General features: G+C 71.9%; 19 protein-coding genes. 11 read left to right on the forward strand and 8 right to left on the reverse strand.

Features of this window, described 5'->3' with window-relative positions; genetic code table 11:
• Positions 1 to 108 precede the first annotated feature (108 nt).
• Complete coding sequence (locus A176_RS35730) at positions 109 to 1,455, reverse strand: nicotinate phosphoribosyltransferase (protein WP_002633935.1); 1,347 nt, start codon at positions 1,453 to 1,455, stop codon at positions 109 to 111.
• A 276-nt stretch (positions 1,456 to 1,731) separates the two neighbouring features.
• On the opposite strand from A176_RS35730, the gene A176_RS35735 reads away from it, so the two are divergent.
• Entirely contained in the window at positions 1,732 to 2,748 is a 1,017-nt protein-coding gene (locus tag A176_RS35735) for a 2-hydroxyacid dehydrogenase (RefSeq protein ID WP_002633934.1), read from the forward strand.
• A gap of 42 nt (positions 2,749 to 2,790) precedes the next feature.
• Positions 2,791 to 4,086, forward strand: a complete 1,296-nt coding sequence (locus tag A176_RS35740) for a universal stress protein (protein ID WP_002633933.1) — start codon at positions 2,791 to 2,793, stop codon at positions 4,084 to 4,086.
• A gap of 24 nt (positions 4,087 to 4,110) precedes the next feature.
• On the opposite strand, the gene A176_RS35745 is transcribed toward A176_RS35740, so the two are convergent.
• Positions 4,111 to 4,776 carry a metallophosphoesterase gene (locus A176_RS35745; RefSeq protein ID WP_002633932.1) on the reverse strand — a complete coding sequence of 222 codons (666 nt, stop codon included), beginning with the start codon at positions 4,774 to 4,776 and terminating at the stop codon, positions 4,111 to 4,113.
• Positions 4,777 to 4,983: 207 nt separating this feature from the next.
• Between A176_RS35745 and alr the strand changes: the two genes are divergently transcribed.
• Positions 4,984 to 6,207 (forward strand): alanine racemase, encoded by a 1,224-nt coding sequence (gene alr, locus A176_RS35750; RefSeq protein ID WP_002633931.1) that lies wholly within the window; start codon positions 4,984 to 4,986, stop codon positions 6,205 to 6,207.
• On the opposite strand, the gene A176_RS35755 is transcribed toward alr, so the two are convergent.
• Positions 6,164 to 7,207, reverse strand: a complete 1,044-nt coding sequence (locus A176_RS35755; RefSeq protein WP_002633930.1) for a lysophospholipid acyltransferase family protein — start codon at positions 7,205 to 7,207, stop codon at positions 6,164 to 6,166. The two genes, alr and A176_RS35755, sit on opposite strands and share 44 nt — an antisense overlap.
• Positions 7,208 to 7,303: 96 nt before the next feature.
• Between A176_RS35755 and A176_RS35760 the strand changes: the two genes are divergently transcribed.
• On the forward strand, positions 7,304 to 10,048 hold the full coding sequence (locus A176_RS35760; protein WP_002633929.1) for a M1 family metallopeptidase: 2,745 nt from the start codon (positions 7,304 to 7,306) through the stop codon (positions 10,046 to 10,048).
• A gap of 63 nt (positions 10,049 to 10,111) precedes the next feature.
• On the opposite strand, the gene A176_RS35765 is transcribed toward A176_RS35760, so the two are convergent.
• Both A176_RS35765 and A176_RS35770 read right to left on the reverse strand, forming a co-directional pair.
• Positions 10,112 to 10,864 (reverse strand): enoyl-CoA hydratase, encoded by a 753-nt coding sequence (locus A176_RS35765; RefSeq protein ID WP_002633928.1) that lies wholly within the window; start codon positions 10,862 to 10,864, stop codon positions 10,112 to 10,114.
• Between the two features lie 97 nt (positions 10,865 to 10,961).
• The gene (locus A176_RS35770; RefSeq protein WP_002633927.1) at positions 10,962 to 11,867 is read right to left on the reverse strand and encodes a ribose-phosphate diphosphokinase; all 906 of its coding nucleotides are present in this window, start codon (positions 11,865 to 11,867) and stop codon (positions 10,962 to 10,964) included.
• 137 nt (positions 11,868 to 12,004) lie between these two features.
• On the opposite strand from A176_RS35770, the gene A176_RS35775 reads away from it, so the two are divergent.
• The 5 genes from A176_RS35775 to orn are packed head-to-tail and all read left to right on the forward strand — an operon-like array spanning position 12,005 to position 15,674.
• The gene (locus tag A176_RS35775; RefSeq protein WP_044890011.1) at positions 12,005 to 12,688 is read left to right on the forward strand and encodes a phosphoribosyltransferase; all 684 of its coding nucleotides are present in this window, start codon (positions 12,005 to 12,007) and stop codon (positions 12,686 to 12,688) included.
• 24 nt (positions 12,689 to 12,712) lie between these two features.
• On the forward strand, positions 12,713 to 13,405 hold the full coding sequence (locus A176_RS40945) for a dienelactone hydrolase family protein (protein ID WP_002633925.1): 693 nt from the start codon (positions 12,713 to 12,715) through the stop codon (positions 13,403 to 13,405).
• A complete protein-coding gene (locus tag A176_RS35785) occupies positions 13,402 to 13,878 on the forward strand; it encodes an archease (RefSeq protein ID WP_002633924.1) in 477 nt (158 codons plus the stop codon). Before A176_RS40945 ends, A176_RS35785 begins: the two co-directional genes overlap by 4 nt.
• A gap of 2 nt (positions 13,879 to 13,880) precedes the next feature.
• The gene (locus A176_RS35790; protein ID WP_002633923.1) at positions 13,881 to 15,083 is read left to right on the forward strand and encodes a bifunctional alpha/beta hydrolase/OsmC family protein; all 1,203 of its coding nucleotides are present in this window, start codon (positions 13,881 to 13,883) and stop codon (positions 15,081 to 15,083) included.
• Between the two features lie 39 nt (positions 15,084 to 15,122).
• On the forward strand, positions 15,123 to 15,674 hold the full coding sequence (orn, locus tag A176_RS35795) for an oligoribonuclease (protein WP_002633922.1): 552 nt from the start codon (positions 15,123 to 15,125) through the stop codon (positions 15,672 to 15,674).
• On the opposite strand, the gene A176_RS35800 is transcribed toward orn, so the two are convergent.
• From A176_RS35800 to A176_RS35810, 3 genes are all read right to left on the reverse strand, one after another.
• On the reverse strand, positions 15,671 to 16,039 hold the full coding sequence (locus A176_RS35800) for a response regulator (RefSeq protein WP_002633921.1): 369 nt from the start codon (positions 16,037 to 16,039) through the stop codon (positions 15,671 to 15,673). The genes orn and A176_RS35800 overlap by 4 nt on opposite strands.
• Positions 16,036 to 17,583, reverse strand: coding sequence for an ATPase domain-containing protein (locus tag A176_RS35805; RefSeq protein WP_002633920.1), 1,548 nt, complete (start codon positions 17,581 to 17,583; stop codon positions 16,036 to 16,038). The genes A176_RS35800 and A176_RS35805 overlap by 4 nt, the downstream gene beginning before the upstream one ends.
• Positions 17,584 to 17,684: 101 nt before the next feature.
• A complete protein-coding gene (locus A176_RS35810; RefSeq protein ID WP_002633919.1) occupies positions 17,685 to 19,253 on the reverse strand; it encodes an AMP-binding protein in 1,569 nt (522 codons plus the stop codon).
• Positions 19,254 to 19,435: 182 nt separating this feature from the next.
• Between A176_RS35810 and A176_RS35815 the strand changes: the two genes are divergently transcribed.
• Together A176_RS35815 and A176_RS35820 are read left to right on the forward strand one after the other, a co-directional pair.
• The gene (locus A176_RS35815; protein WP_002633918.1) at positions 19,436 to 20,680 is read left to right on the forward strand and encodes an HlyD family secretion protein; all 1,245 of its coding nucleotides are present in this window, start codon (positions 19,436 to 19,438) and stop codon (positions 20,678 to 20,680) included.
• On the forward strand, positions 20,677 to 23,106 hold the full coding sequence (locus A176_RS35820; RefSeq protein ID WP_002633917.1) for an ABC transporter permease: 2,430 nt from the start codon (positions 20,677 to 20,679) through the stop codon (positions 23,104 to 23,106). The genes A176_RS35815 and A176_RS35820 overlap by 4 nt, the downstream gene beginning before the upstream one ends.
• The last annotated feature ends 2 nt before the right edge of the window (positions 23,107 to 23,108 follow it).

The following is a 23,108-nucleotide window of genomic DNA, read 5'->3' on the forward strand; positions in this document are numbered from 1 at the left end:
GATGCTTGGCCCTCAGAGGAAGTCACCCCAGGAGTACCTGGGAGGCGGCACCGGGGTGGTTCGGACCTCCTCGCTTGCTGTCCTTCATGGCAGCGCGTGCGCCGCGTCTCACGGCGCCGCGGACCACAGCTCCACTTCATGCTCGCGGGCCCGTGCCAGCGCGCGTCCCAGCGTCACGGGATAGGGCGGGCGCGCGGGGGCCAGCGCGCGGAGCTCGGGTGGAAGCCGTGACACTTCGCGTCGCGCGTGCGCCTGGATGTCCGCGAGCGTGGGTGTGGCGCCAGGCAGGCGTTGACCCGCGCGCATCACGGGTTGAAGCAGCGGCCTTCCGGGCGCCACGTCGTCCCGGTTGGTGAGCACGTCGCCGCGCGCCACGCCGTCCACGTCGTGCCGGTAGATTTGCTTCGCGCCCGGCAGCAGCACCTTGCCCGAGGACAGCTTCACCCGGGGACGGCCCGCGTACGCCACCAGCTTGTAGGCCATGTCCAACGCGGGCGCGTCCGCCGACACGCCCATCGCCGTGCCCACGCCGAAGCTGTCGATGGGCGCGCCGTGTGTCACCAGCCGCGCCACCGTGTCCTCGTCGAGTCCACCGCTCGCGTACACCCGCACCTGCGGGAGGCCCGCCTCGTCGAGCATCTCGCGCGCGGCGATGGACAACGAGAGCAGGTCGCCAGAGTCCAGCCGGATGGAGCGCACCTGGAAGTCCTCGCCCAGCTCGCGCGCGAGCCGGATGACGTGCTGCACGCCGCGCAGCGTGTCGTAGGTGTCCACCAGCAGCGTGGCGCTGGGGTAGACGCGCACGAAGGCGCGGAACGCCTCCAGTTCGTCGTCGTGCGCCTGCACGTAGCTGTGCGCCATGGTGCCCGCGAGCGGAATCCCGTACCGCTTTCCCGCCAGCACGTTGGAGGTGGAGCCCACGCCCGCGAGGTACGCGGCGCGCGCGACCTTCAGGCCCGCGTCCGTCCCGTGGTAGCGCCGCAGGCCGAACTCCATGACGTCGCGCCCCGCGGCGGCTTCCACCACCCGCCGGGCCTTCGAGGCCACCGCCGTCTGGAAGTGCACCTGGTTGAGGAGGTACGTCTCCACGAGCTGCGCCTCGGGCAGGGGCGCGCGGACCTCCAGCAGGGGCTCCTCGGCGAACACGGGCGTGCCTTCCGGCACCGCGTCCACGTCACCGCTGAAGCGGAAGCGTTCGAGCCACCCGAGCAGCCGGTCCGAGAAGCGTCCCTGGGATGCCAGCCAGTCCAGCGTCTCCGCGTCGAAGCGCAGTTGCTCCAGGTAGGTCAGCGCATCGTCGAGCCCCGCCGCCAGCAAGTAGTTGCGCCGGGCCGGGAGCTTGCGCGCGAAGAGGCTGAAGACGGCCTCGTCCCACATTCCTTCCTCGAGATAGGCCTCCGTCATCGTGAGTTCGTAGAGGTCCGTCAGCAGCGCGGTGTCGTCCGGACGATTCATGTCGGGGGCTCCGCTCGAAGGGGGCTGGTGCCTGCGATTCAAGCTAGGCCCTGGACCGCGCGCGCGCTCACGCGGCCCGCCTTCGCCGCGCCCTCCAGTCCGCTGCCTGGCGAGCAGGCATCCGCCCACCGCGCAGGTTTTGCCGCCCCCACCCTCGCTGCGCATCTTTTGCACGGCTGTCGAGGACCGATGTCTTTGGGGGGCCGCATGGAGCAGGCCTTGCACTGAAGCGGGCCATACCGGGCCGGAGGGGCCCGCCGAGCAGGGGAGCAGGCGATGCGGGTGGCCGTCTTCGATACACACCGATACGACCGGGACGCGTTGGAGGCGGCGAACGTCCGTTTCGGACACGCGCTCACCTACTTCGAGCCCCGGCTGACCTTGCAGACGGCGCCCCTGGCGGAGGGGTTCCCCGCCGTGTGCTCCTTCGTCAACGACACGGTGGACGCGGCCACGCTGGAGGTGCTGCACGCGGGTGGGGTGCGGCTCGTGGCGGCGCGCTCCGCGGGCTACAACCACGTGGACCTGGAGGCCGCGCGGCGGTGGGACCTGCGCGTCACGCGCGTGCCGGAGTACTCACCGCACGCGGTGGCCGAGCACGCGGTGGCGCTGGTGCTGTCCCTCAACCGCCACATCCCGCGTGCCTTCTCCCGCGTGCGGGATTGGAACTTCTCGCTCGACGGGTTGGTGGGTTTCGACCTCGCCGGCAAGACGGTGGGCGTGGTGGGCACGGGCCGCATCGGCCGCGTGGCGGCGCGCATCTTCAAGGGCTTTGGCTGCGACGTCCTCTGCTACGACGTGGCGCCGGATGCGGCGTTCGAGCGTGAGCTGGGGGTGCGCTACGTCGCGCTCGACGCCTTGTTTTCTCAGGCCGACATCATCTCCTTTCACATCCCGCTCACGCCGGACACGCGGCACCTGGTGGACGCGGCGGCGCTGGCGCGGATGAAGCGGGGCGTGATGCTCATCAACACGGGACGCGGCGCGCTCATCGACAGCAAGGCGCTGGTCGCCGCGCTCAAGTCCGGCCACGTCGGCGGTGCCGGCTTGGATGTGTATGAAGAAGAGGAGGGGGTCTTCTTCCAGGACCTCTCCGGGCAGGTGCTCCAGGACGATGTGCTGGCGCGGCTGCTCACCTTTCCAAACGTGCTCGTCACGTCGCATCAGGCCTTCCTCACCCACGAGGCGCTCGCCAACATCGCGGAGACGACGCTGGCGGGCATCCAGGCCTTCGAGCGTGGCGAGCCCTTGCTGAACGAGGTTCGCGCCGAGCAGGTGCTTCGCGCGCGTTGAGTGGATTCGAGGATTCAAGCCCCACCCTTACCTGGAGCTGCCATGTCCATTGTCTGCGCCACCAACTTCTCCGACGACGCGCGGCGGGCCTCCACGCTTGCCGCGGAGCTCGCTCGCAAGGCCGGTACGCCCTTGTGGCTGGTTCATGTGCTCAACCCCGACTCCGTGCGTGCCTTCGGCAAGGCGCTGATAGGCTCCGCCGAGGCGGTGCTGAGTGACGAGCAGAAGCGCTTGGAGAAGCTGGGCGCGAAGGTGGAGCCCGTGCTGCTCACCGGCGAGCCCGCGGTGAGGGTGGAGGAGTTCTGCCGCGAGCGGGGGGCCTCGCTGGTGGTGGCGTCCCGGCCTCCCGACGAATCCCAGTTCGGTGGCGAGGGCGGCACGGTGGACCGGATGGCGCAGTCGTTGACGGTGCCGCTGCTCGTCGTGAGGGACCCCGCGCCGCTGGAGGCCTGGGCTCGCGGCGAGCGCCCGTTGAAGGTGCTGCTGGGCGTGGACCGCTCGCTGCCCTTCGAGGCCGCGCGGGATTGGGTGCTGGCGCTGGGCAAAGGCGGCCCGCTGGACGTGGTGGGCGGGCGCGTCTACTGGCCCGAGGAAGAGGCCCGCCGGCTGGGGCTGAACCAGCGCATGGACTACGGCGAGGCCTCGCCGGAGCTGCGGCAGGCGCTGGAGCGCGAGAGCGCGGACCTGGTGGCGCCGCTGGCCCAAGCGGGCGGGAGGTCCGTGCGCCTCCGCGTGGAGCCGGGTGTGGGGCGCATCGCCGACCATCTGGTGGAGCTGGCCGACCAGGAGCATGTGGACCTCCTGGTGGTGGGCACGCACCACCGCAAGGCGCTGGGGCGGTTGTGGAGCGTGTCGCGGCATGCGCTGCGGCTGGCGCGGATGTCGGTGGTGTGCGTGCCCACGCAGGCGCTGTCGGTGGGCGCGGAGACGCCGCTGCCGGAGTACCGGGAGGTGATGGTGACCACGGACTTCTCGGAGACGGGCAACCGCGCGGTGGCGCATGCCTTCGCCCTGGCGGCGCCGGGGGGCACCGTGCACCTGGTGCATGCCACCGAGTCGAAGCCGTCGCTGGAGGAGGAGGCGCGGCTTCGCGAGCAGCTCTCCACGCTGGTGCCCAAGGCCGCGCGGGACCGGAACGTGCGACTGGAGATTGTCCCGGGCGGCAAGGACGTGGTGGCAACGCTGGCGCAGACGGCCGAGCGGCTGGGCGTGGGCGCCATCGTCATGGGCACCCATGGCCGGTCGGGCTGGAAGCGCGCGGTGCTCGGCTCGGTGACGCAGTCCATGCTCGTGCACACGGACCGGCCGGTGCTGCTGGTGCGCGCTCCGGGGGCGTGAGCGTGGGCCGCGGTGGACGCCTTGCTAGTGGGCGTCCACATCCACGTAGGCGCGCCGGGCCAGCACGGACACGAGGCGGCCCTCCGGCATCACGTAGGCGGTGAGCTTGCCGCCGTACACGCAGCCGGAGTCCAACCCCACGGCGTGCGGATGGCGCTGGATGCCCCGCATGGCGTCGTGGCCGAAGATGACCAGCTCGGGGCCGGTCCAGAGGCTGGCCCAGGGCGCGCCCGCGTCCACGCGCTTCGAGGGCGTTCCGTCCGGCAGGATGCTGCGCAGGTTGAGCAGCTCGTCCTCCTTCTGGGCTTCCAACGGCACGCCCGGCACCAGGCCGCCGTGGACCGCCACCACGTTCAGCTCCGGGAAGCAGCGGTAGAGCGGCTGGGCTTCCAGCCACGCCCAATCCTCGGGCGTCAGGGTGTCCAGCACCTGCTGATGCTCGGGCTTCAGCTTCTTGCCGCGCGGCGCCCGGCCCGCGTGCCAGCGCAGCACGTGGGCGTCATGGTTGCCCCTCACCGCGAGAAAGCCGCGCTCCCGCGCGCGACGCACCACGCCAGCGGAGTCCGGGCCCTTCGCCACCAGGTCGCCCACCAGCACCACGCGGTCGCCAGGCTGCCAGTCGCACCGGGCCAGCAGCGCGTCCAGTTCCTCCGCGCACCCGTGCACGTCCCCGATGAAGAGCGTTCGCATCCACTCTTCCTTTAATGCGCTTTGCCCGCGTCCGGAAACCCTCTGTCGGCTGTCTGGCGCTCCAGGCGCTGGCGCGGCGGGGATGTGTGCGGGCCTGGGCAGGCCGGTCCGCCCAAGCCGCCGTCCGCCTGCTTCAGACGCGGGCGGGTGTGGCGTGCCGGCCGCGCCTGGCGCATGGCCCGCGCATTGCTGGTATGGCTGGGGACCGTGGCGGAGGTGAATGTGGAGTCGATTGGCAGTGGCCCTGGAGACGCGGTCCATTCCTCGTGGCTGGAGGTGAGCGCGTCCGCGTTGCGGCACAACGTCGCCGTGTTCCGGGCCCTGGAGGGGCAGCAGGGCGCCACGCCGCGCGCGCTGGGTGTGGTTCTGAAGGGCAACGCCTACGGGCACGGGCTCGCGCAGGTGCTGCCCGCGGTCCACGGCGCGGTGGACCTCCTCTATGTGATTGCGCCGCAGGACGCCCTGAAGGTGCGCGAGTACGAGCGGGCCCAGGGGCTTTCGCCCCGGCAGGTGCTCGTCCTGGGGGCGGTGGCGCCCGAGGAAGCGGTGGTGCTGGCGCGCGAGGGCGTGGACGTGGTGGTGGCGGACCGTGGCTGGGCGGACGCGGTGCCGGTGTTGCGCGCGGCGAAGCTGGAGCGCCCCCTGCGGGCCCACGTCCACATCGACACGGGCCTGGGGCGCGAGGGGTTCACGCTGGAAGGGCTGCCCACCGAGTCCCGCTTCCTGGTGGAGGCGCGCGACGTGCTGGAGGTGGTGGGCGCGCTCAGTCACTTCGCCAACACGGAGGACGTGACGGAGCAGGGCTACGCGCTGGCGCAGGTGGAGGCCTTCGAGAAGGGCCTGGCCTTCCTGGCCTCTCAACTGGAGCCGGCCCAGCCTCTGCAACGCCACATCGCCGCGAGCGCCGCTACATTGGTGCTGCCGCGCGCGCGCTACGAGGCGTTGCGCGTGGGCATCTCGCTGTACGGCCTGTGGCCCTCCGCGGAGACGCGGCTGTCGGCGCGGCTGGTGCTGGGCGAGGTGCCAGTGCTCAAGCCGGCGTTGTCGTGGCGGTGCCGCAGCCAGGTGGTGAAGTGGCTGCCCGCGGGCAGCTACGTGGGCTACGGCTGTACGTACCGCTGCCCGGAGCCCACGCGCATCGCGGTGCTGCCGGTGGGGTACTACGACGGATATCCCCGGCTCGCGTCGGGGCAGGCGCACGTGCTGGTGAATGGCCGCCGGTGTCCGGTGCTGGGACGGGTGATGATGAATCACCTCATCGTGGACGTGACGCGCGCCACGTCCGACGAGCGCCCGGTGACGGCCACGCTGCTGGGCCGTGACGGCGAGGAGGCCGTGCCCGCCGAGTCATTGGCCGGCTGGGCCCAGACGATTCACTACGAGGTCGTCACCCGGCTGGGGGCGCATCTGAAGCGGGTGGTGGTGGCGTAGTCCCCGCGGGCAGGGCGGCCTCCGACGGAGGCTGCACCTTCCAGCGGCGGTGCAGCCACATCCACTGGTCCGGGTGCTTGCGGATGCAGCGCTCCAGCGCGGCCGTCACGCGCGCGGTGTGCTCCGTCATCGGGTCGGCGCACTCCCCCGGCGTGGGCGGGAGGATGGGGCCTTCCACTTCCATCCGGAAGCGCGCGCCGCCTCGGCCGTTGCGCACGGCCATCACCACGAACACCGGCGCCTTGGTCCGCGCCGCCGCCACCGCCATGGCGGGTGTCGTGGAGGCCAGCTTGCCGAAGAAGGGGACGAAGGCCGCGCTCTTCGCGGGCAGCGCCTGGTCCAGCAGCATGAGGGGCGACTCGCCGCGCTTCACGGCTTCGATGATTTCCTGGATGGCGCCACGTGGGTAGATGAGGCCGGCGCCCATGCGCACGCGGTTCTCCGCGATGCGCGTGTTGAGCGCGCCCTTCAGCGGGCGCACCAGCCCGTCCATGGGAACTCCGCGGCGGATGAGCATCTCCCCCAGCAGTTCCCAATTGCCGAAGTGCGCCGTCACCAGCAGCGCGCCTTTGCCCGTGTCCACGCGTGCCTTCAGGGCCCGCCACGCCTCTTCGCCCTCGAGGCCCTGCTCGGCCCAGTCCTTGGGCAACCGGTCGCCCGACGGCAGTGACTCCAGCACCACGCGTGTCATGTTGATGTAGGCGCCGCGCGCGATGTCGCGCCGCTCCGCGTCACTCTTCTCCGGCATCGCCATGGCCAGGTTTTCCAGCGCTACGCGACGACGGATGCCCAGGCTGTAGGCCAGGTTGCCAAAGAAGCGGGCGAGCGCGTCACGCGACTCCGGAGACAGCCAGGTCAAGAAAGCCCAGACGAAGCGCGTCAGGAATCCCACCACCCGTCCGGGCGGCGTCCCGACGACGCGGAGCAGGTGCGCCGAGGAAGGCTTCAGCGTCACGGGAAGTGCGTCAGGGGGCGGGGAGGCAGGCTCGGTCACGGACACGGGGGCGCACTCCATCGTGAAGTGGAGATGACAGCAAGGCCACACGTGCTGGTTGCGCGCTACCTTGCCCGCCCGGCATGGGACACACTGCGCGCCATGCCCAACCTGCTCCGTCCAGCGGCACTGGCCGCTGTCGCCCTCCTCAGTGCGTGCGGTGCCCGGCAGAATCCTCCCGCCACCGCCGAGCCGCCGCCTTCCTCACAAGCCGTCACCGCCACACCGCAGTCGCCGAAGCTGCGGCTCCCCACCGAGATGCGGCCCACGGGCTACACGGTGGAGCTCACCCTGGACCCGAAGGTGGCCACGTTCCAGGGCGTGGTGGACATCGACCTGGACGTCACGAAGTCCGTGTCCGTCGTGTGGTTGCACGCCAAGGGCCTGACGGTGAAGAAGGCCACGCTCACGCAAGGCGCGTCCTCCTTCGACGTGACGGCGGTGCCGGGCGAAGAGGACTTCCTCGGCTTCCCGTTGGCGAAGGCGCTGGCCACCGGCCCCGCGAAGCTGCGCGTCGTCTATGACGGCCTCGCGTCGGAGAAGGAGACGAACGGTGCGTTCCGCGTCAACGAAGGCGACGACTGGTACATCTACACCCAGTTCGAGCCGGTGGCCGCGCGCCGCGTGTTCCCCTCGTTCGACGAGCCCGGCTTCAAGGTGCCGTGGCAGCTCACCTTCCACGTGCCCGCGGGCACGGTGGCCGTCACCAACACGCCGCAGGAGTCCGAGGAGGCCCGCCCGGACGGTGGCCGCACCTTCCGCTTCGCGCGCACGCAGCCGCTGCCCAGCTACCTCATCGCCTTTGGCGTGGGCCCCTTCGACTTCCTCCCCGCCGCCGACGCGGGCCAGAAGAAGGTGAAGACGCGCATCATCACCCCGCGCGGTCGCACCGAAGAGGGCGTCTACGCCGCGCAGGTGACGCCGGAAATCCTCGCCGCGCTGGAGGACTACTTCGGCATGCCGTACCCGTACGAGAAGCTGGACGTGCTGGCGGTGCCGCTGCTCGGCGGCGCCATGGAGCACCCCGGCCTGGTGACGTTCAACTCGCGCTTCATGCTGTCCAAGCCGGCGGAGGACTCGCTGGGCCGCCAGCGCGCCTTCTCCGAGACGCAGGTGCATGAGCTGGCGCACCAGTGGTTCGGCAACCTGGTCACCATGCAGTGGTGGGACGACCTGTGGCTCAACGAGGCCTTCGCCTCGTGGATGACCCCGCGCATCGTGGAGACCTGGCGCCCGGGCTGGGACGCGCCCGTCGAGCGCGTGCATGACCGCGCCCGGGCCCTGGACTCGGACAGCTTGCTGTCCGCGCGCCGCATCCGCCAGCCCATCGAGAGCGCCAACGACATCCACAACGCCTTCGACGGCATCACCTACGGCAAGGGCTCCGCGGTGCTGAGCATGACGGAGGAGTGGCTGGGCCGGGACGTCTTCCGCCGCGGCATCCAGCGCTACTTCCGCAAGCACGCGGGCGGCAACGCCACCGCGAAGGACTTCCTGGACGCCGTGTCCGCCGAGTCTGGCAAGGACGTGACGGGCATGCTGGGGACCTTCCTGGACCAGAGCGGCGCGCCGCTCGTCACCGCGTCGCTCGCGTGCGGCGCGGACGGGGCGAAGGTGGTGCTCACGCAGAAGCGCTACCTGCGTCTGGGCACGCAGTCGCCGGGCGCACAGACGTGGAAGGTGCCGGTGTGCGTGAAGTACGCGAACGGCGCGAAGGAGGCCCGGACCTGCACCCTGCTGGAGGGCGAGCGCACCGAGGTGGCCCTGCGCGAGGCGAAGACGTGCCCCGCCTGGGTGTTCCCCAACGCCGAGGGCGCGGGCTACTTCCGGGTTCAACTGGACGCCGACGCGGCGGCGAAGCTGGCGAAGGCGGGCATGCAGAAGCTGTCGCGCACGGAGCGGGTGACGTTCCTGACGGACGTGCGCGCGTTGGCGCTGGCCGGGTCGATTCCCGCCGCCGACGCCCTGTCGCTGGCGCGCCGCATGTCGAACGACCCGGACCGCGTTGTCACCCTGGCCTCGCTGGACCTGCTGGAGCTGGTCAGCTCGCGGCTGCTCCCGGACGAGAAGCTGAAGGACCGGGCCCGCTTCCTGCGTGACACGTATGGCCCCCGGGCGCGGCAGCTCGGCTTCACCCCGCGCAAGGGCGAGAACGAGGACACCCGCCTGCTCCGCCCCCGGCTGGTGCGGCTGGCGGGCCGTGACGGCAGGGACCCGAAGCTGCTCGCGGAGGCGCGCACCCTCGCGGACACGTGGCTGAAGGACAAGAGCGCGGTGGCGCCGGAGATGGTGGACGTGGTGCTCGCCATCGCCGCCACGGAGGGCGACGCGGCCTTCCGGGAGAAGCTCGCCGCCGCGGTGCGGGGTGAGAAGGACCGGCGCACGCGCCAGTACCTCATCGGCGCGCTGAGCAACTTCACGGACCCGGAGCTGGTGAAGAAGAACCTGGCCCTCGTCTTCGAGAAGGGCCTGGACCCGCGCGAGACGGTGTGGATGGCGTTCGCGGCGTCGCAGGGCCTGCGCACGCAGGACGTGGCCTTCGACTTCGTGACGACGAACTACGACCGGCTCGTGGGCGATTCTCCCGAGGCGCTGTTGCCCGAGGAGGCCGCCGGGCGCATGGCCTACGTCGGCAGCAACTTCTGCGACGCGGGCAAGCGCCAGCAGATGGCGGACTTCTTCACCGAGCGCAGCGCGAAGGCGAAGGGCGGCCCGCGGACGCTGGCGCAGGTGCTGGAAATCGTGGACCAGTGCATCGCGCTGAAGCAGGCGCAGGGGGCCAGCGTCGAGTCCTTCCTCGCGCAGGGCGCCACGCCGCGTCCGCCGCAGGCTCCGGCCGTGCGGTAGTCCGGGGTGCCATCCGGGCCCGGCGCGTGTCCTCGCGTCCGGGCCCGGTGTCCCGCCGGGGTGCTACTTCCGGCCGCGGGACATGAACGACATGAAGGCTTCCTGCGCCTCGGTGGACTGGAGGCGCTGGATGAACTCGGCGCCCTCGCGGGCCAGCGTCTCGCGAATCTGGGCGCGCAGCGGCTCGCGGACCAGCCGCTTCGTCACGCGCACCGCCTCCGCGGGGCGCGAGGCCAGGGTGGCGGCGCGCTCGGCGGCCACCTGCTGGAGGCTGCCTTCCGGCACCACCTTGTTGATGATGCCCGCGCGCAGCGCCGTGGCCGCGTCGAAGGGCTCGCCGAAGAGCAGCAGCTCGCTGGCCAGCGCGAGGCCCGCCGTCCTGGGGATGAGCAGGCTGCTGGCGCCCTCCGCGCACAGCCCCAGTTGGACGAAGGGCATGTGGAAGCGCGCGCGCTCCGTGGCCACCACGTAGTCACAGTGGAGCAGCAGCGTGGTGCCAATGCCCACCGCGGGGCCGTCCACCGCGGCCAGGATGGGCTTGTCGGCGTCCACCAGCGCGCGCAGGAAGCGGAACACGGCGCTGTCCTCGCCCGCGGGCGGGTGCTCCATGAAGTCGCCAATGTCGTTGCCGGCGGTGAAGACGCTGCCCGCGCCGGTGAGCAGCACCACGCGGACGTCCGCGTTGCCTTCCGCGTCCTTCAACGCGGCGGTGGCCGCCTCGTACATGGCATGCGTGAAGGCGTTCTTCTTCTCGGGCCGGTTGAAGGTGAGGGTGAGGACCCCCGAATCGAGCTTCGTGAGCAGCGTGTCGGACATGGCGCCGGAGCCTAACCGACTCCGTGTGTCAGGGCGGGAGAATGCCGCTTCGCGAGCGGCGCCCCTCGGTGGCTTACCCGGCCCCCGGCGCCCGAGGTCAGGGCCGCAGCGCCCGGGCCACCAGCGGCGCCAGCGTCACCACCTGGTGGTGGAAGGGCAGGCCCTGGACGGGCTCCACGCTGTCGGTGCTGACCAGGCGGGTCAGCGGCAGGTTGCGCAGCCGCTCCACCGCGGTGCCCACCAGCAGGGCGTGCGTCGTCACGACCGTGAAGTCCTCCGTGCAGCCCGCGTCGCGCAGGGTGCCCGCCGCCGCGGCCAGGGTGCCGCCCGTGGACACCATGTCATCCACCAGGATGGGACGACGGCCGCGCACCTCGCCCATGAGGCCGCTGGCGTGGACCTCGTCGCCGCTCAGGCGCACCTTGTGGATGACGGCCCACGGCCGGTTCAGCAGCCGGGCCAGCGCCTCCGCGCGCTTCACCGCGCCCAGGTCCGGGGCCACGACGACGGACGTGTCGGTGACGGACTCGCGCAGCGCGTCCGCCAGCAGGGGCAGCGCGGTGAGGTGCTCCAGGGGCGCGCCGAAGCAGCCCTCCAGCGCGGGGCTGTGCAGGTCCACCACCTGGACCTTCGCGAAGCGGCCCTGGGTGAGCAGGTCGGCAATCAACCGCCCGCCCAAAGGCTCGCCGGGCTTGGCGCGTCGGTCCTGCCGCGCGTAGCCGAGGTAGGGGACCACCGCCTCCAGCCGCGCGGCGCCCATGCGCCAGCACGCGTCCGCCATCAGCAGCAGCTCCAGCAGGTGCTCGCCCGCGGGCGGCGTCGTGGACTGCACCAGCACCACGGTGCGGCCACGGACGCGCTCGGGCACCTCGACGTGCATCTCCCCGTCCGGGAAGCGCTCGAAGTGGCAGTCCGCGGGCGCCACGCCCAGGGCTTGCCCGAGCGCGCGTCCGAGGTGAGGGCTCGCCGTGCCAACAAGGAGGACAGGGTCCATGGGCCGCACCCTAGCGCGCCTGCCAGGCGGACGGCGCATTCAGCGAGGTCCCCCCGCGAGCATCCCGGCGGGACGGCCCCTGCCTGCCCCTTCGCCGCCAGTCGGGGGCCCCGTGACTTCCTTGTGTGAAGTGGAGGATGGACGCGATGCGGTTCAGGGACCGAGCAGATGCGGGTCGCCGGCTGGCGACTCGGCTGTTGCCTTACCGGGGGGATGCGGTGCGCGTGCTGGGGTTGGCCCGGGGCGGGCTCCGCGTGGCGTACGAGGTGGCACATGCGCTGGAGGCGCCGCTGGACGTGTGGGTGTCGAGACGCATCGACGTGCCGGGCCGGATGACGGTGCTGGGCGCGGTGTCGGAAGGCGGCGGCATCTACCTGGACCACGACGCGCTCCGGAGCCTGGGCCTGCCGGAGGTGGAGGCCCGGAGCCTGGCGCGCGCCGAGGCTTCGGAAGTGGACAATCAGGTCCAGCGGCTGCGTGGGACGCCGGAGCCCGCCCTGGGCGGGTGCACGGTGCTGCTGGTGGATGACGGCCTGGTGTCGGGCGCCACGGCGCTGGCCGCGCTCCAGACGCTGCGCAAGCAACGCCCGGCCCGGCTGGTGCTGGGCATCCCCGTGGGCACGCCCCATGGCCTGGCGCGCGTGCGGTCCGCGGCGGACTCCGTGCAGTGCGTGGAGGTGCTGCCCGCGATGCGCACCGTGGGCGAGGCGTACGACGACTTCCGGCCGTTGCCGGACGTGGAGCTGCGGCAGTTGCTCGCGCGAGCCCGCGAGCCCGTTCAGCCGCGCGAGGTCCTCGAGTCCACGGACCTGAGTGGCTTCTGGATGTGAGCCAAGACAGGGAGGCAACGCGACATGCGGCAGGAAATCAGCATGGACCCGGACGTCCGGGAGGTGAGCGTTCAGGCCGGTGGGGTGACGCTGGGCGGCAGTCTGGGTGTTCCCACGGGAGCCCGCGGCCTGGTCATCTTCGCCCATGGCAGCGGCAGCAGCCGCTTCAGTCCACGCAACCGCGCCGTGGCCCGGGTGCTGCGCGCGTACGGACTGGCCACGCTGTTGTTCGACCTGCTCGATGAGGCGGAGGAGGTGGAGGACGCGGGCTCGGGGGAGCTGCGCTTCGACATCCCCTTCCTCGCGCGGCGTCTGGCGGCGGTGACGGACTGGGCGCGGATGGAGCCGGAGCTGGCGTCGCTGCGCCTGGGCTACTTCGGCTCCAGCACCGGGGCCGCGGCGGCGCTCGTCGCGGCGGCGCTGCACCCGGACCTCATCCACGCCGTCGTGTCGCGCGGCGGACGCCCGGACCTGGCCGGCCCGGTGCTGCACCGGGTGCAGGCGCCCACGCTGCTGCTGGTGGGAGGCCAGGACGTGGGCGTGCTGGAGCTGAATGAGTCGTCGCTGGCGCGCCTGGAGGGATTGAAGGGCATCCAAATCATCCCGGGGGCCACGCACCTCTTCGAGGAGCCCGGCGCGCTGGAAGAGGTGGCGCGACTGGCGGGGGCGTGGTTCCGGCGCTTCCTGGGCCGCGCGGAGCTGGAGGCACGCGCGTGAGCCTGGAGCCCGGACAGTCCAACGAAGGCGCGGGGCCCGCGGCGACACCGGGCACGCCCGCGTGCTGGGAGCACGTGACGCGCGGCTCGGAGCGGCTGGTGCGGGGGCGGGGCCGCTCGCTGGAGGTGGCCTTCGAGCAGGCCGCGGTGGCGCTGTGCGCGCTGGTGGAGGACCCCTCGACGGTGGAGGTTCGTGAGGAGGTGGAGTTGGTGTGCGAGTCGCCGGAGCTGGACCGGCTGCTGGCGGACTGGCTGCGCGCCGTCGTCCATAAAATGGCGTCGCGTCATCTGGCCTTCCGCTGCTTCGCGGTGCGCATGGATGGCACGCGCCTCTTCGGCCACGCCTTCGGAGAGCCCCTGGACCGGGAGCAGCACCCCTTCGCGGGGGACGTGCGCGGCGTGTCGCTGGTGGACGCCCACGTCTGGCAGGGCGCGGACGGGCTCTGGACGGCCGAGTGTGAAGTGGAGCTGTGAGCATGGGCACGCGGGACGTGACGCTGCGGGGCGCGGAGGGCGAGGTGGCGACGGCGCGGTTGGACCTGCCGCCAGGGCGCGCCGTGGCCAGCGCCGTGCTGGTGGGCTGCTTCGCCTGCTTGGGGCCTTCCCCCGGGCCTTCGCGATTGGCCCACGCGCTGGTGGCGCGCGGCTTCGCGGTGCTGACGCTGGACTTCACCTCACCCCCTTCCACGGGGGCGAGCAATCGGCCGGACACGGTGCCCTCGGTGGACGCGGTGGTGGCCGCCGCGGCGTGGCTGCGCGAGCGTCATCCTCCAGCCCGGCTCCTGGTGGGCCACAGCCTGGGCGGCACGGCGGCGGCGGCGGCGTTGCCCCGGCTGCCGGAGGTGGCGGCGTTGGCGCTCGTCAATGCGCCGGTGGGCGGCGCGCCCGTGCGCGAGCGGCTGCCCTCACCGGCGCGCGAGGCGGGCGAGGGGGACGTGGACTTCGGGCCCGGGCGGCTGCGCCTCACGCACGGCTTCATGCGGGACATCGACGAGGCGCGGTTGCGGCAGGCCCTGGGAGCCTTCCCTGGCGCGGTGCTGGCGATGCAGGCCCCGGAGGACCGGTACGTGTCGCTGGAGCACGCCCGGCGGTGGATGGCGATGGCGCGCCGCTCCGCGAGCCTGATGCTCCTGGAGGGCGCGGACCACTTCCTGTCGCATGACGCGGACGCGGGCTTCGCCTCGGACATCCTGGGCGCCTGGGCCACGCGGCAGGTGGCGCCGGTGCGGGAGCGCGAGGCGCCGCTGCCGCCAGGGGTGGTGGAGGTCCACGAGGCAAGGGAGGGCCGCTTCGCGCAGGACATCCGCGTGGGCGCGCACCGGCTGCGCTCGGACGAGCCGATGTCCGTGGGGGGCGAGGACACCGGTCCCACGCCCTTCGGCCTGCTGACCGCCGCGCTGGGCGCGTGCACCGCGATGACGCTGCGCCTCTATGCCGCGCGCAAGGGCTGGCCGCTGGAGCACGTCCACGTGCGGCTGAGCCACCAGAAGGTGCACGTGAAGGCCTGCGAGGAGTGCGAGGAGAAGGACGGGAAGATGGACCAGCTCCGGCGCACGGTGAAGCTGGAGGGGCCGCTGACGGAGGAGCAGCGCGCGCGGCTGGTGGCCATCGCGGACCGTTGCCCGGTGCACCGGACGCTCGCCTCGGAGGTGAGCGTCCGCACGGACGAGGAGCAATGAACGCCCCCCGCTCACTCGGGGACTGCTAGGGTCCGCCGCATGAGTTCGCGTGAGCAGCGCCTGGTCTGGCTGGACCTGGAGATGACCGGGCTGGACCCGGAGACGTGTTCCATCATCGAGGTTGGCGTCATCATCACGGGCCCGGACCTGCGGCCCCTCGCGGAGTTCGAGCGGGTCATCTGGCAGCCGGAGGAGTCGCTGCTGCGCATGGAGCCCGTCGTCCGGGAGATGCACACCCGCAACGGGCTGCTGGAGAAGGTGCGCGCCTCCACGACCTCGCTGCGCGTGGCGGAGCGGGAAGTGACGGCGCTCGTCGCGGAACACTGCGCCCTGGGCGAGGGCATCCTCGCCGGCAACTCCATCCACACCGACCGGCGCTTCCTGATTCGCTACATGCCCCTGCTGGAGCGCTACCTGCACTACCGCATGGTGGATGTGACGAGCCTCAAGGTGCTGACGCGCGCCTGGTACCCGAACCTGGTGGAGCCTCGCAAGGCGCCCAGCGGGCACACGGCGCTGGCGGACCTGCGCGCCAGCATCTCCGAGCTCCAGTACTACCGCGACACGCTCTTCCGCCCGACGCCGGCCTAGGCGTTGGGCTGGGGCTCGACGAGCAGCTCGGCGATGGTGTCGAGCAGCACGTCCAGCTCGAAGGGCTTGGCGAGGAAGCGCGCGCTGGAGCGGCGCTCCTCGTCGGAGATGCGGCCCGCGCTCATCACCACCACGGGGATGCCCTGCAGCCCGGCGTCCTCGCGCATGCGGCGCAGCATCTCCCGGCCGTCCATGACGGGCATCATCAAGTCGAGCAGCACCAGGTCCGGCCTCGCGTCCGCCATGCGGTGCAGGCCCTCGGCGCCGTTGAAGGCGGTGACGATGTCGTAGCCCTCCACGGACAGGATGTCCTGGAGCGCCTCGACGATGGCCAGCTCGTCGTCCACGATGAGAAGCCGCTTCATTCTCCGCGTCCCCCGCGCCGGGGCGGCTTGCCTCGCCGCGCCGGTTTCGCCCCTGTCTTCGATTTCGACCTCCGCGCCGGCTTCGCCCGGGCGGGTGCGCGCCCGCTGAAGATGGCCTCGGCGCTCTCGCTGTCCTTCGCCACGTCGATGCCCCGGGCCGTCATCGTGAACTGCCGCCAGGCGGCATCATGCCCGCTCTCCCGGGCCTTCGGCACGGAGATGACATGGAAGCGCCGCGAGCGCAGGTCCACCTGGCGGAGCTCGAGGATGGTGTCGACGAGCACCTCCACCCCCTGGGGCAGCACATCCCCCGAGGGGGCGATGAGCGGGCGGGTCTGCTGGATGGCCAGCGGGGTGACTCCCAGGGAAAGCAGTTCGTGCATGAGCGCGGCGAGAAAGCGGGGTGTGCGTTCCGGGTCCGTGAGCTCCTGGCAGAAGGACGCCAGCCCGTCCAGTACGAGGCGCTGGGTGCCGTGTTGTTTCACATGGCGGAACAGCTCCTCGGCCATCGCATCCGGCAGGGACTCCGCCGCCGCGCGGGTGCGCAGGTGGATTCGCCCCGCCTCCACGTGCTCCCGCAGGCCCAGGCCCATCCGCTCCGCCTTGTCGATGAGCCGGGGCGGCGTCTCCACGAAGCCGAAGAACAGCCCGGGCTCGCCCTGGCGCGCGCCCTCCGCCAGGAAGTGCAGGCCCAGCAGCGTCTTCCCGCTGCCCGCGGAGCCTGCGACGAGCGTGGACGACTCGCGCACCAGGCCGCCCGTGAGCATCCCATCCAGCGCGGGGATGCCGAAGGCGAGCCGTTCATCCAGCGAGGGCACCCGGAGGGGTTGCGGGATGTGGAGTGTCTCGATGCGGGGATGGACGCACACGCCATCGTTGGTGATTTCGAAGCTGTGCCGGCCGGAGAGCTGCTCGCCGCCGCGGAACTTCGACACCTCGATGGAGCGCACCGCCTTCACGCCGAACTGCTCCTGCGTCACGCCAATGATGCCGTCCACCATGGTGTAGCGCGGGTCGGCCGGGTCATTGTGCTGCCCGGTGAGCATCAGCGTGGTGCAGCCCGCGAGCGCGTTGTGGACGCACAAACCGTGGAGGAACTCCCGCAGGCCGGGCGCGTTCTCCGACCGCTCCTCCAGGGCCATCAGCCCGTCCACCACCAGCACCGTGGCGCCGTGCTCGCGCACCGCGCGGAAGATGAGCCGGCTGAGTCCTCCCAGCCCCTCGGACTTGAGGGCCGCGGAGCCGCTCTCGTAGTTCAGCGCGCGGCCAACGTCCTCCTGGCGGAAGAAGCGCTGGCTCTTGAGGTGCAGCATCATCCGCGAGTGGGATTCGCCCATCACCGTGAGGTAGATGGCCCGTCCTCCGCGCGCGACGGTGGTGAAGCAGAACTGGTTGCCCAGAATCGTCTTCCCCGTCCCCGGCGCGCCCGTGACGATGTACGTGCCCCCGCGAAGAAAGCCGCCGCGCAGGAGCGCGTCCAGCCCTGGCACGCCGCTGGGAACCCGCGCGTCGGGTTCGGCCGGCCGCTCAGAGGTGTCCGTCACACGATGCTCCTTCCATCTTGGGGCGCGAACCTAGGCCAGCACGGAGCGCGTGCCACGCATTTGCACAGCGTGTGTTCGGAACCGGGCGCTGGCGGCGGCGCTCACCGCGCGCCGGGCGTCCCGGCTGTCGACAGCGAGGCGCGGAGCAGGTGCTTCTGGACCTTGCCCAGCGCATTGCGCGGCAGCGCGTCCGTGAAGACGACCTGACGGGGCTTCTTGAAGCTGGCGAGCCGGTCCTTGCACCAGTCCACCAGGGCCTGTGGCTCCGGCGCGGAGGTGCCCGCGTGGGGCACCACCACGGCCACCACCTGCTCCCCCAGGTCCGCGTCTGGCAGGCCCAGCACGGCCACCTCGGCGACGGCGGGGTGCATGGCGAGCACCTCCTCCACCTCGCGCGGGTACACGTTGAAGCCGCCGCTGATGATGAGCTCGCGCGCGCGTCCGGTGATGCGCAGGTAGCCTTGCGCGTCGAACTCCCCCAGGTCGCCCGTGCGGAACCAGCCGTCGGCGTCGAAGGACTCGGCGGTGGCGTCCTGACGGCGCCAGTAGCCCGCGAAGACGTGAGGCCCCCGCACTTCGATTTCCCCCGTCTCACCGGCGGGCAGGAGCTGACGCGAGCGCACGTCCACCACGCGCGCCTCCTGGCCCGGGTAGGGGACGCCCACCGTGCCCGGCCGGCGCTCGCCGTCGTAGGGGTTGGTGGTGTTCATGATGGTCTCCGTCATCCCGTAGCGCTCCAGGATGCGGGCGCCCAGCTCCGCCTCGATGTCCGTGAAGAGCTGGGGGCTGAGCGGCGCCGACCCGGACACCCACAGGCGCAGCGCGCGCGGCTTCACGCGGGACGCGCGGGCCTCCTCCAGCAGGCGGCTGTACATGGTGGGCACGCCGAAGAACATCGTGAGGGAGGCGTCGTCGCGCAGCGTGGCCAGCACCTCCGGCGCGGTGAAGCGACGGCGCAGGTCCACGCTGGCGCCGGTGAACAGCGTGCCATGCAAGCCCACCATGAGCCCGTGGGTGTGGAAGAGCGGCAGGGCGAGCAGGAGCCGGTCCTTTTGCGTCCACCGCCACGCCTCGGTGACGGCCCGCACGTTGGCCAGCAGGTTGCGGTGCAGCAGCATGGCGCCCTTGGAGCGGCCCGTGGTGCCGGACGTGTAGCCCAGCACCGCCAGGTCCTCCGGACGCGGCAGCGCCAGCGGCGCGGTGGACGCCGTGCCCTCCGCCAGCAGCGTGTCGAAGGGGACCATGGCCAGGGACTCCGGCAGCGCGGCGGTGGGCGGCTCCACCGTGACGAGCCACTGGAGCGAGGGGAGCTGCGGCCGCAGCGGGGCCAGCTCGGCGGCGCCCGCGGCACCGGTGACGCAGACGCACACCTCCGCGTCGGACAGGATGTGCGCCAGCTCCACCTGCCGGTAGGCGGTGTTCACCAGCACCACCACGCCGCCCGCGGACTGCACGCCCAGGTAGGCGATGGCGAAGCGGGCGCTGTTCTCCAGGAACAGGGCCACCCGCTCTCCGGGCTGGAGCCCGCGCTGCTTCAGGCCTCGCGCGAAGGCCGTGACGTGCGTGGCGAGCTGTCCGTACGTGAAGGACTCCCGCTCGAACGTCAGCAGGGGCTGTCCGGGGGCTCGGTGCGCGTGGTCCAGGAACACTTCGAGAAGGGAGGACGACATGGGCGCGCACCTTAACGCCGCCGCACCCCAGGGCTTCCACCCCTTGAGGGGGCTGTCCGCTTCTGGGACGAAGCTTTTCGCAAGCGGGCACGGCCTCCCCGGGAGGTCCTCGGGTCCTGAATGGTTTCAGGGGGTTGGGTGACGAAAAGGCCTTGGCACGCGCCTCGCTCTAGGGAGGCCCCGTGGACATTCCCAAAGCCAAGAAGCCACGTCGCAAGCCCTGGATTCTCGCCATCGGTGGCGCCTGCGCGCTCCTGGCGGTGACGGTCGGGCTGTCGCGGCTGCGCCCCGCCGCGCCCTCCGTGGAGCGTGCCTCGGTGTGGCTGGACACGGTGAAGCGCGGGCCCATGGTGCGTCAGGTGAAGGGCGCGGGCACGCTGGTGCCGGAGTACATCCGCTGGCTCACCGCGGACACGGCGGGCCGGGTGGAGCGCATCCATGTGCGCGCGGGCGCCACGGTGACGGCGGACACGCTCCTCATCGAGCTGTCGAACCCGGACGTGCAGCTCCAGGCCCTGGAGGCGGAGCGGCAGCTCGCCAGCGTGGAGGCGGACCTCATCCAGGTGCGCATGGAGCTGGAGACGCAGCGGTTGGCGCAGGAGGCCACCGTGGCGACGCTGGTGAACGAGTCCGCCGAGGCCGGGCGTCGCGCGGAGGCGAACGAGGCCCTCCTCGGGAAGGAGCTCATCGGCGACCTGGAGGCGCGGCAGACGCGCGACAAGGCGGCCGAGCTGCGCCGCCGGCTGACCTTGGAGGAGAAGAAGCTCGTCGTCGTGGCCTCCAGCATGAAGGAGCAGCTCGCCGCGCAGCAGGGGCAGGTGGACCGCCTGAAGGCGGTGGCCCGCTTCCGCCGCGCGCAGGTGGAGTCCATGAAGGTGCTGGCGGGCGAGGACGGCGTGCTCCAGGACCTGCCGCTGGAGCTGGGGCAGTGGGTGACGCCCGGCGTGCTGTTGGCGAAGGTCGTCAAGCCGGATCGGCTGAAGGCGGAGCTGCGCATCGCGGAGACGCAGGCGCGCGACATCTTGCCGGGGCTGAAGGCGTTGGTGGACACGCGCAACGGCGTGGTGGAGGGCGAGGTGGCGCGGGTGGCGCCCGCCGCGAGCCAGGGCACCGTGCGCGTGGAGGTGTCGCTGCCCGCGGAGCTGCCCCGGGGCGCCCGGCCCGACCTGACGGTGGAGGGCACGGTGGAGCTGGAGCGGCTGGGCAACGTGCTGTCGGTGGGGCGCCCGGCCGGCGCGCAGCCCAATGCCACCATGGCCCTCTTCCGGTTGATGCCGGGCAGTGATGAAGCCGTCCGCGTGCCCGTGCAGCTCGGCCGGGGTTCGGTGAACGCCATGGAGGTGCTCCAGGGCCTCCAGGAAGGCGACCAGGTGGTGCTGTCGGACATGGCCGCGTGGGACGCGGTGGAGCGGGTGAGGCTGCGATGACGACCCTGGACACGTTGCGGCAGGACCTCCGCTACACGCTGCGCGCGTTGAAGAAGAGCCCGGGCTTCGCCGTGGTCGCGGTGCTGGCGCTGGCGCTGGGGATTGGCGCGAACAGCGCGGTCTTCAGCGTGGTGAACGGCGTGCTGCTCACGCCGCCCCCGTATGCCGAGCCCGACCGGTTGGCGCACCTGGGCGGGAACATGGCGGCGCTGGACCTGCTGAACATCTCCGTGTCCGTGCCGGAGTACCAGGACCTGCGCTCGCGGCCTCACGTCTTCGAGTCGGTGGCGGCCTACCACCCGGCCAGCGCGACGTTGACGGGAGGGGAGACGCCCCAGCGACTGGGCGCGGCCGTGGCCACGGCGTCCTTCTTCTCCACGCTGGGGGTGAAGCCCGCGCTGGGACGCGGCTTCACCGAGGAGGAGGAGGTTCCGGGCCGTCATCACGTGGTGGTGCTCACCGACACGGCGTGGCGCGTGCACTTCGCCAGGGATCCGAACGTGCTGGGCCGTGACCTTCAGCTCAGTGGTGAATCCCATACGGTGGTGGGCGTGTTGCCGCCGGGCGTGGCCTATCCCTCCTGGGCGGAGGTGTACCTGCCCTTTGCGCCCACCGACGAGCAGCGCGAGGAGCGCCGCCGCGGCGCCCGGTTCTTGTCGGTGCTCGCGCGGCTGAAGCCCGGGGTGACGTTGGACGGTGTGCGGCAGGACCTGGCGCGCGTGACGCGGGACCTGGAAGCAGACCACCCGGAGCGCTACCGGAAGGTGGGGTGGTCCTTCTCGGTGCTGTCGCTGGAGGAGGAGGTCGTCGGCGGTGTGCGAGGCACCCTGTGGCTGCTGCTGGGCGCGGTGGGGTTCGTGCTGCTGGTGGCGTGCAGCAGCGTGGCCAACCTGCTGCTGGCGCGGGCGGCGGCGCGGGGGCGCGAGGTCTCCATTCGCGCCGCGTTGGGCGCAGGCCGTGGCCGGCTGGCGGCCCAGTTCCTCACCGAGAGCCTGGTGTTGTCCGTGGCGGGCGGCGTGTTGGGCCTCTTGCTGGCGCTGTGGGGCACGGACGCGTTGCTGGCCCTGGTGGGGGACGCCCTGCCGCGTGCGAGTGAGGTGCGGCTGGATGCGCGTCCGCTGCTGTTCACCGCCGGGGTGAGCCTGCTGACGGGCCTGCTCTTCGGCCTGGGGCCGGCGGTGCAGGGCAGCCGGGCCGACTTGCGCGCCGCGATGCACGAGGGCGCGCGAGGCTCGGACGGGCGCGGCTCCGGCAGGCTGCGCGGGGGACTGGTGGTGGGCCAGGTCGCCCTGGCGCTGGTGCTGCTGGTGGGCGCGGGCCTCTTGTCGAAGAGCTTCCTCGCGCTGCGCTCGGTGGACGCGGGCTTCACGCCGGAAGGTGTCCTGACTGGCAACCTGGCCCTGCCCGAGTCGGCCTATCCCGACGCGGCGCGGAAGCAGGCCTTCCAGCGCGAGCTGCTGGCGCGTCTCGAGTCCCTGCCGGGGGTGGAGTCCGCGGGCTTCACCACGCTGCTGCCGCTGGGCGGCCGGTCGGACCAGAGCTTTGAAATCGAAGGCCGCCCGAAAGAGCCCGACGCGCAGTGGCCCGCGGTGGAGTTTCGCGCCGTCAGCGCCGGTTACCTGCGCGCGCTGAAGGCCACCTTGCGCCAGGGCCAGCTCCCGGAAGGCGTGGAGGGACCGGAGTCCCCCTGGCAGGTGGTCATCAACAAGACCTTCGCGAACACGTATTGGCCTCAAGGGGACGCGCTGGGCCAGCGGCTGAAGCCGCACGGAGCGACGGCGCAGTGGACCACGGTGGTGGGCATCATCGATGACGTGCGCGAGTGGGGGCTGGACACGCCGTCGCGTCCCACCGCGTATTACTCGGTGGCGCAGTATCCCTCCGCGTACCTGGGGTTGGCGGTGCGCGCGAAGCGCGGGGACCCGGAGGCGCTGCGTCCCAGCATCGAGGCGGAGCTGCGCGCGGTGGACGCGAGCCTGCCGTTGTTCGGCGTGGCGCCGCTGACGTCCATCGTGGATGGGTCCATCGCCTCGCGTCAGTTGGCGGCGCTGCTGATGGGGTTGTTCGCGGGCACGGCGCTGCTGCTGGCGGCGCTCGGCATCGCGGGCGTCATCGGTTACTCGGTCACGCAGCGCACGCGGGAGATGGGCATCCGCATGGCGCTGGGGGCCACGCGCACGAGCGTGCTGACGCTGGTGTTGAAGCAGGGCCTTCGGCTGACGGGACTGGGCGTGGCGGTGGGCCTGGCCTTGTCGCTGGGCCTCGCACGGCTCCTGGACGCAATGCTGTACGGGGTGGCGGCGTATGACGTGTGGACCTTCGCGGGCGTGGCGGCGCTGCTGAGCACGGTGGCGCTGGTGGCCACGTGGCTGCCAGCTCGCAGGGCCACACGCGTGGACCCCATCATCGCGTTGCGCGCGGAGTAGCC

Origin of the sequence: Myxococcus hansupus, from assembly GCF_000280925.3 — a bacterium.
Classification (GTDB): domain Bacteria; phylum Myxococcota; class Myxococcia; order Myxococcales; family Myxococcaceae; genus Myxococcus; species Myxococcus hansupus.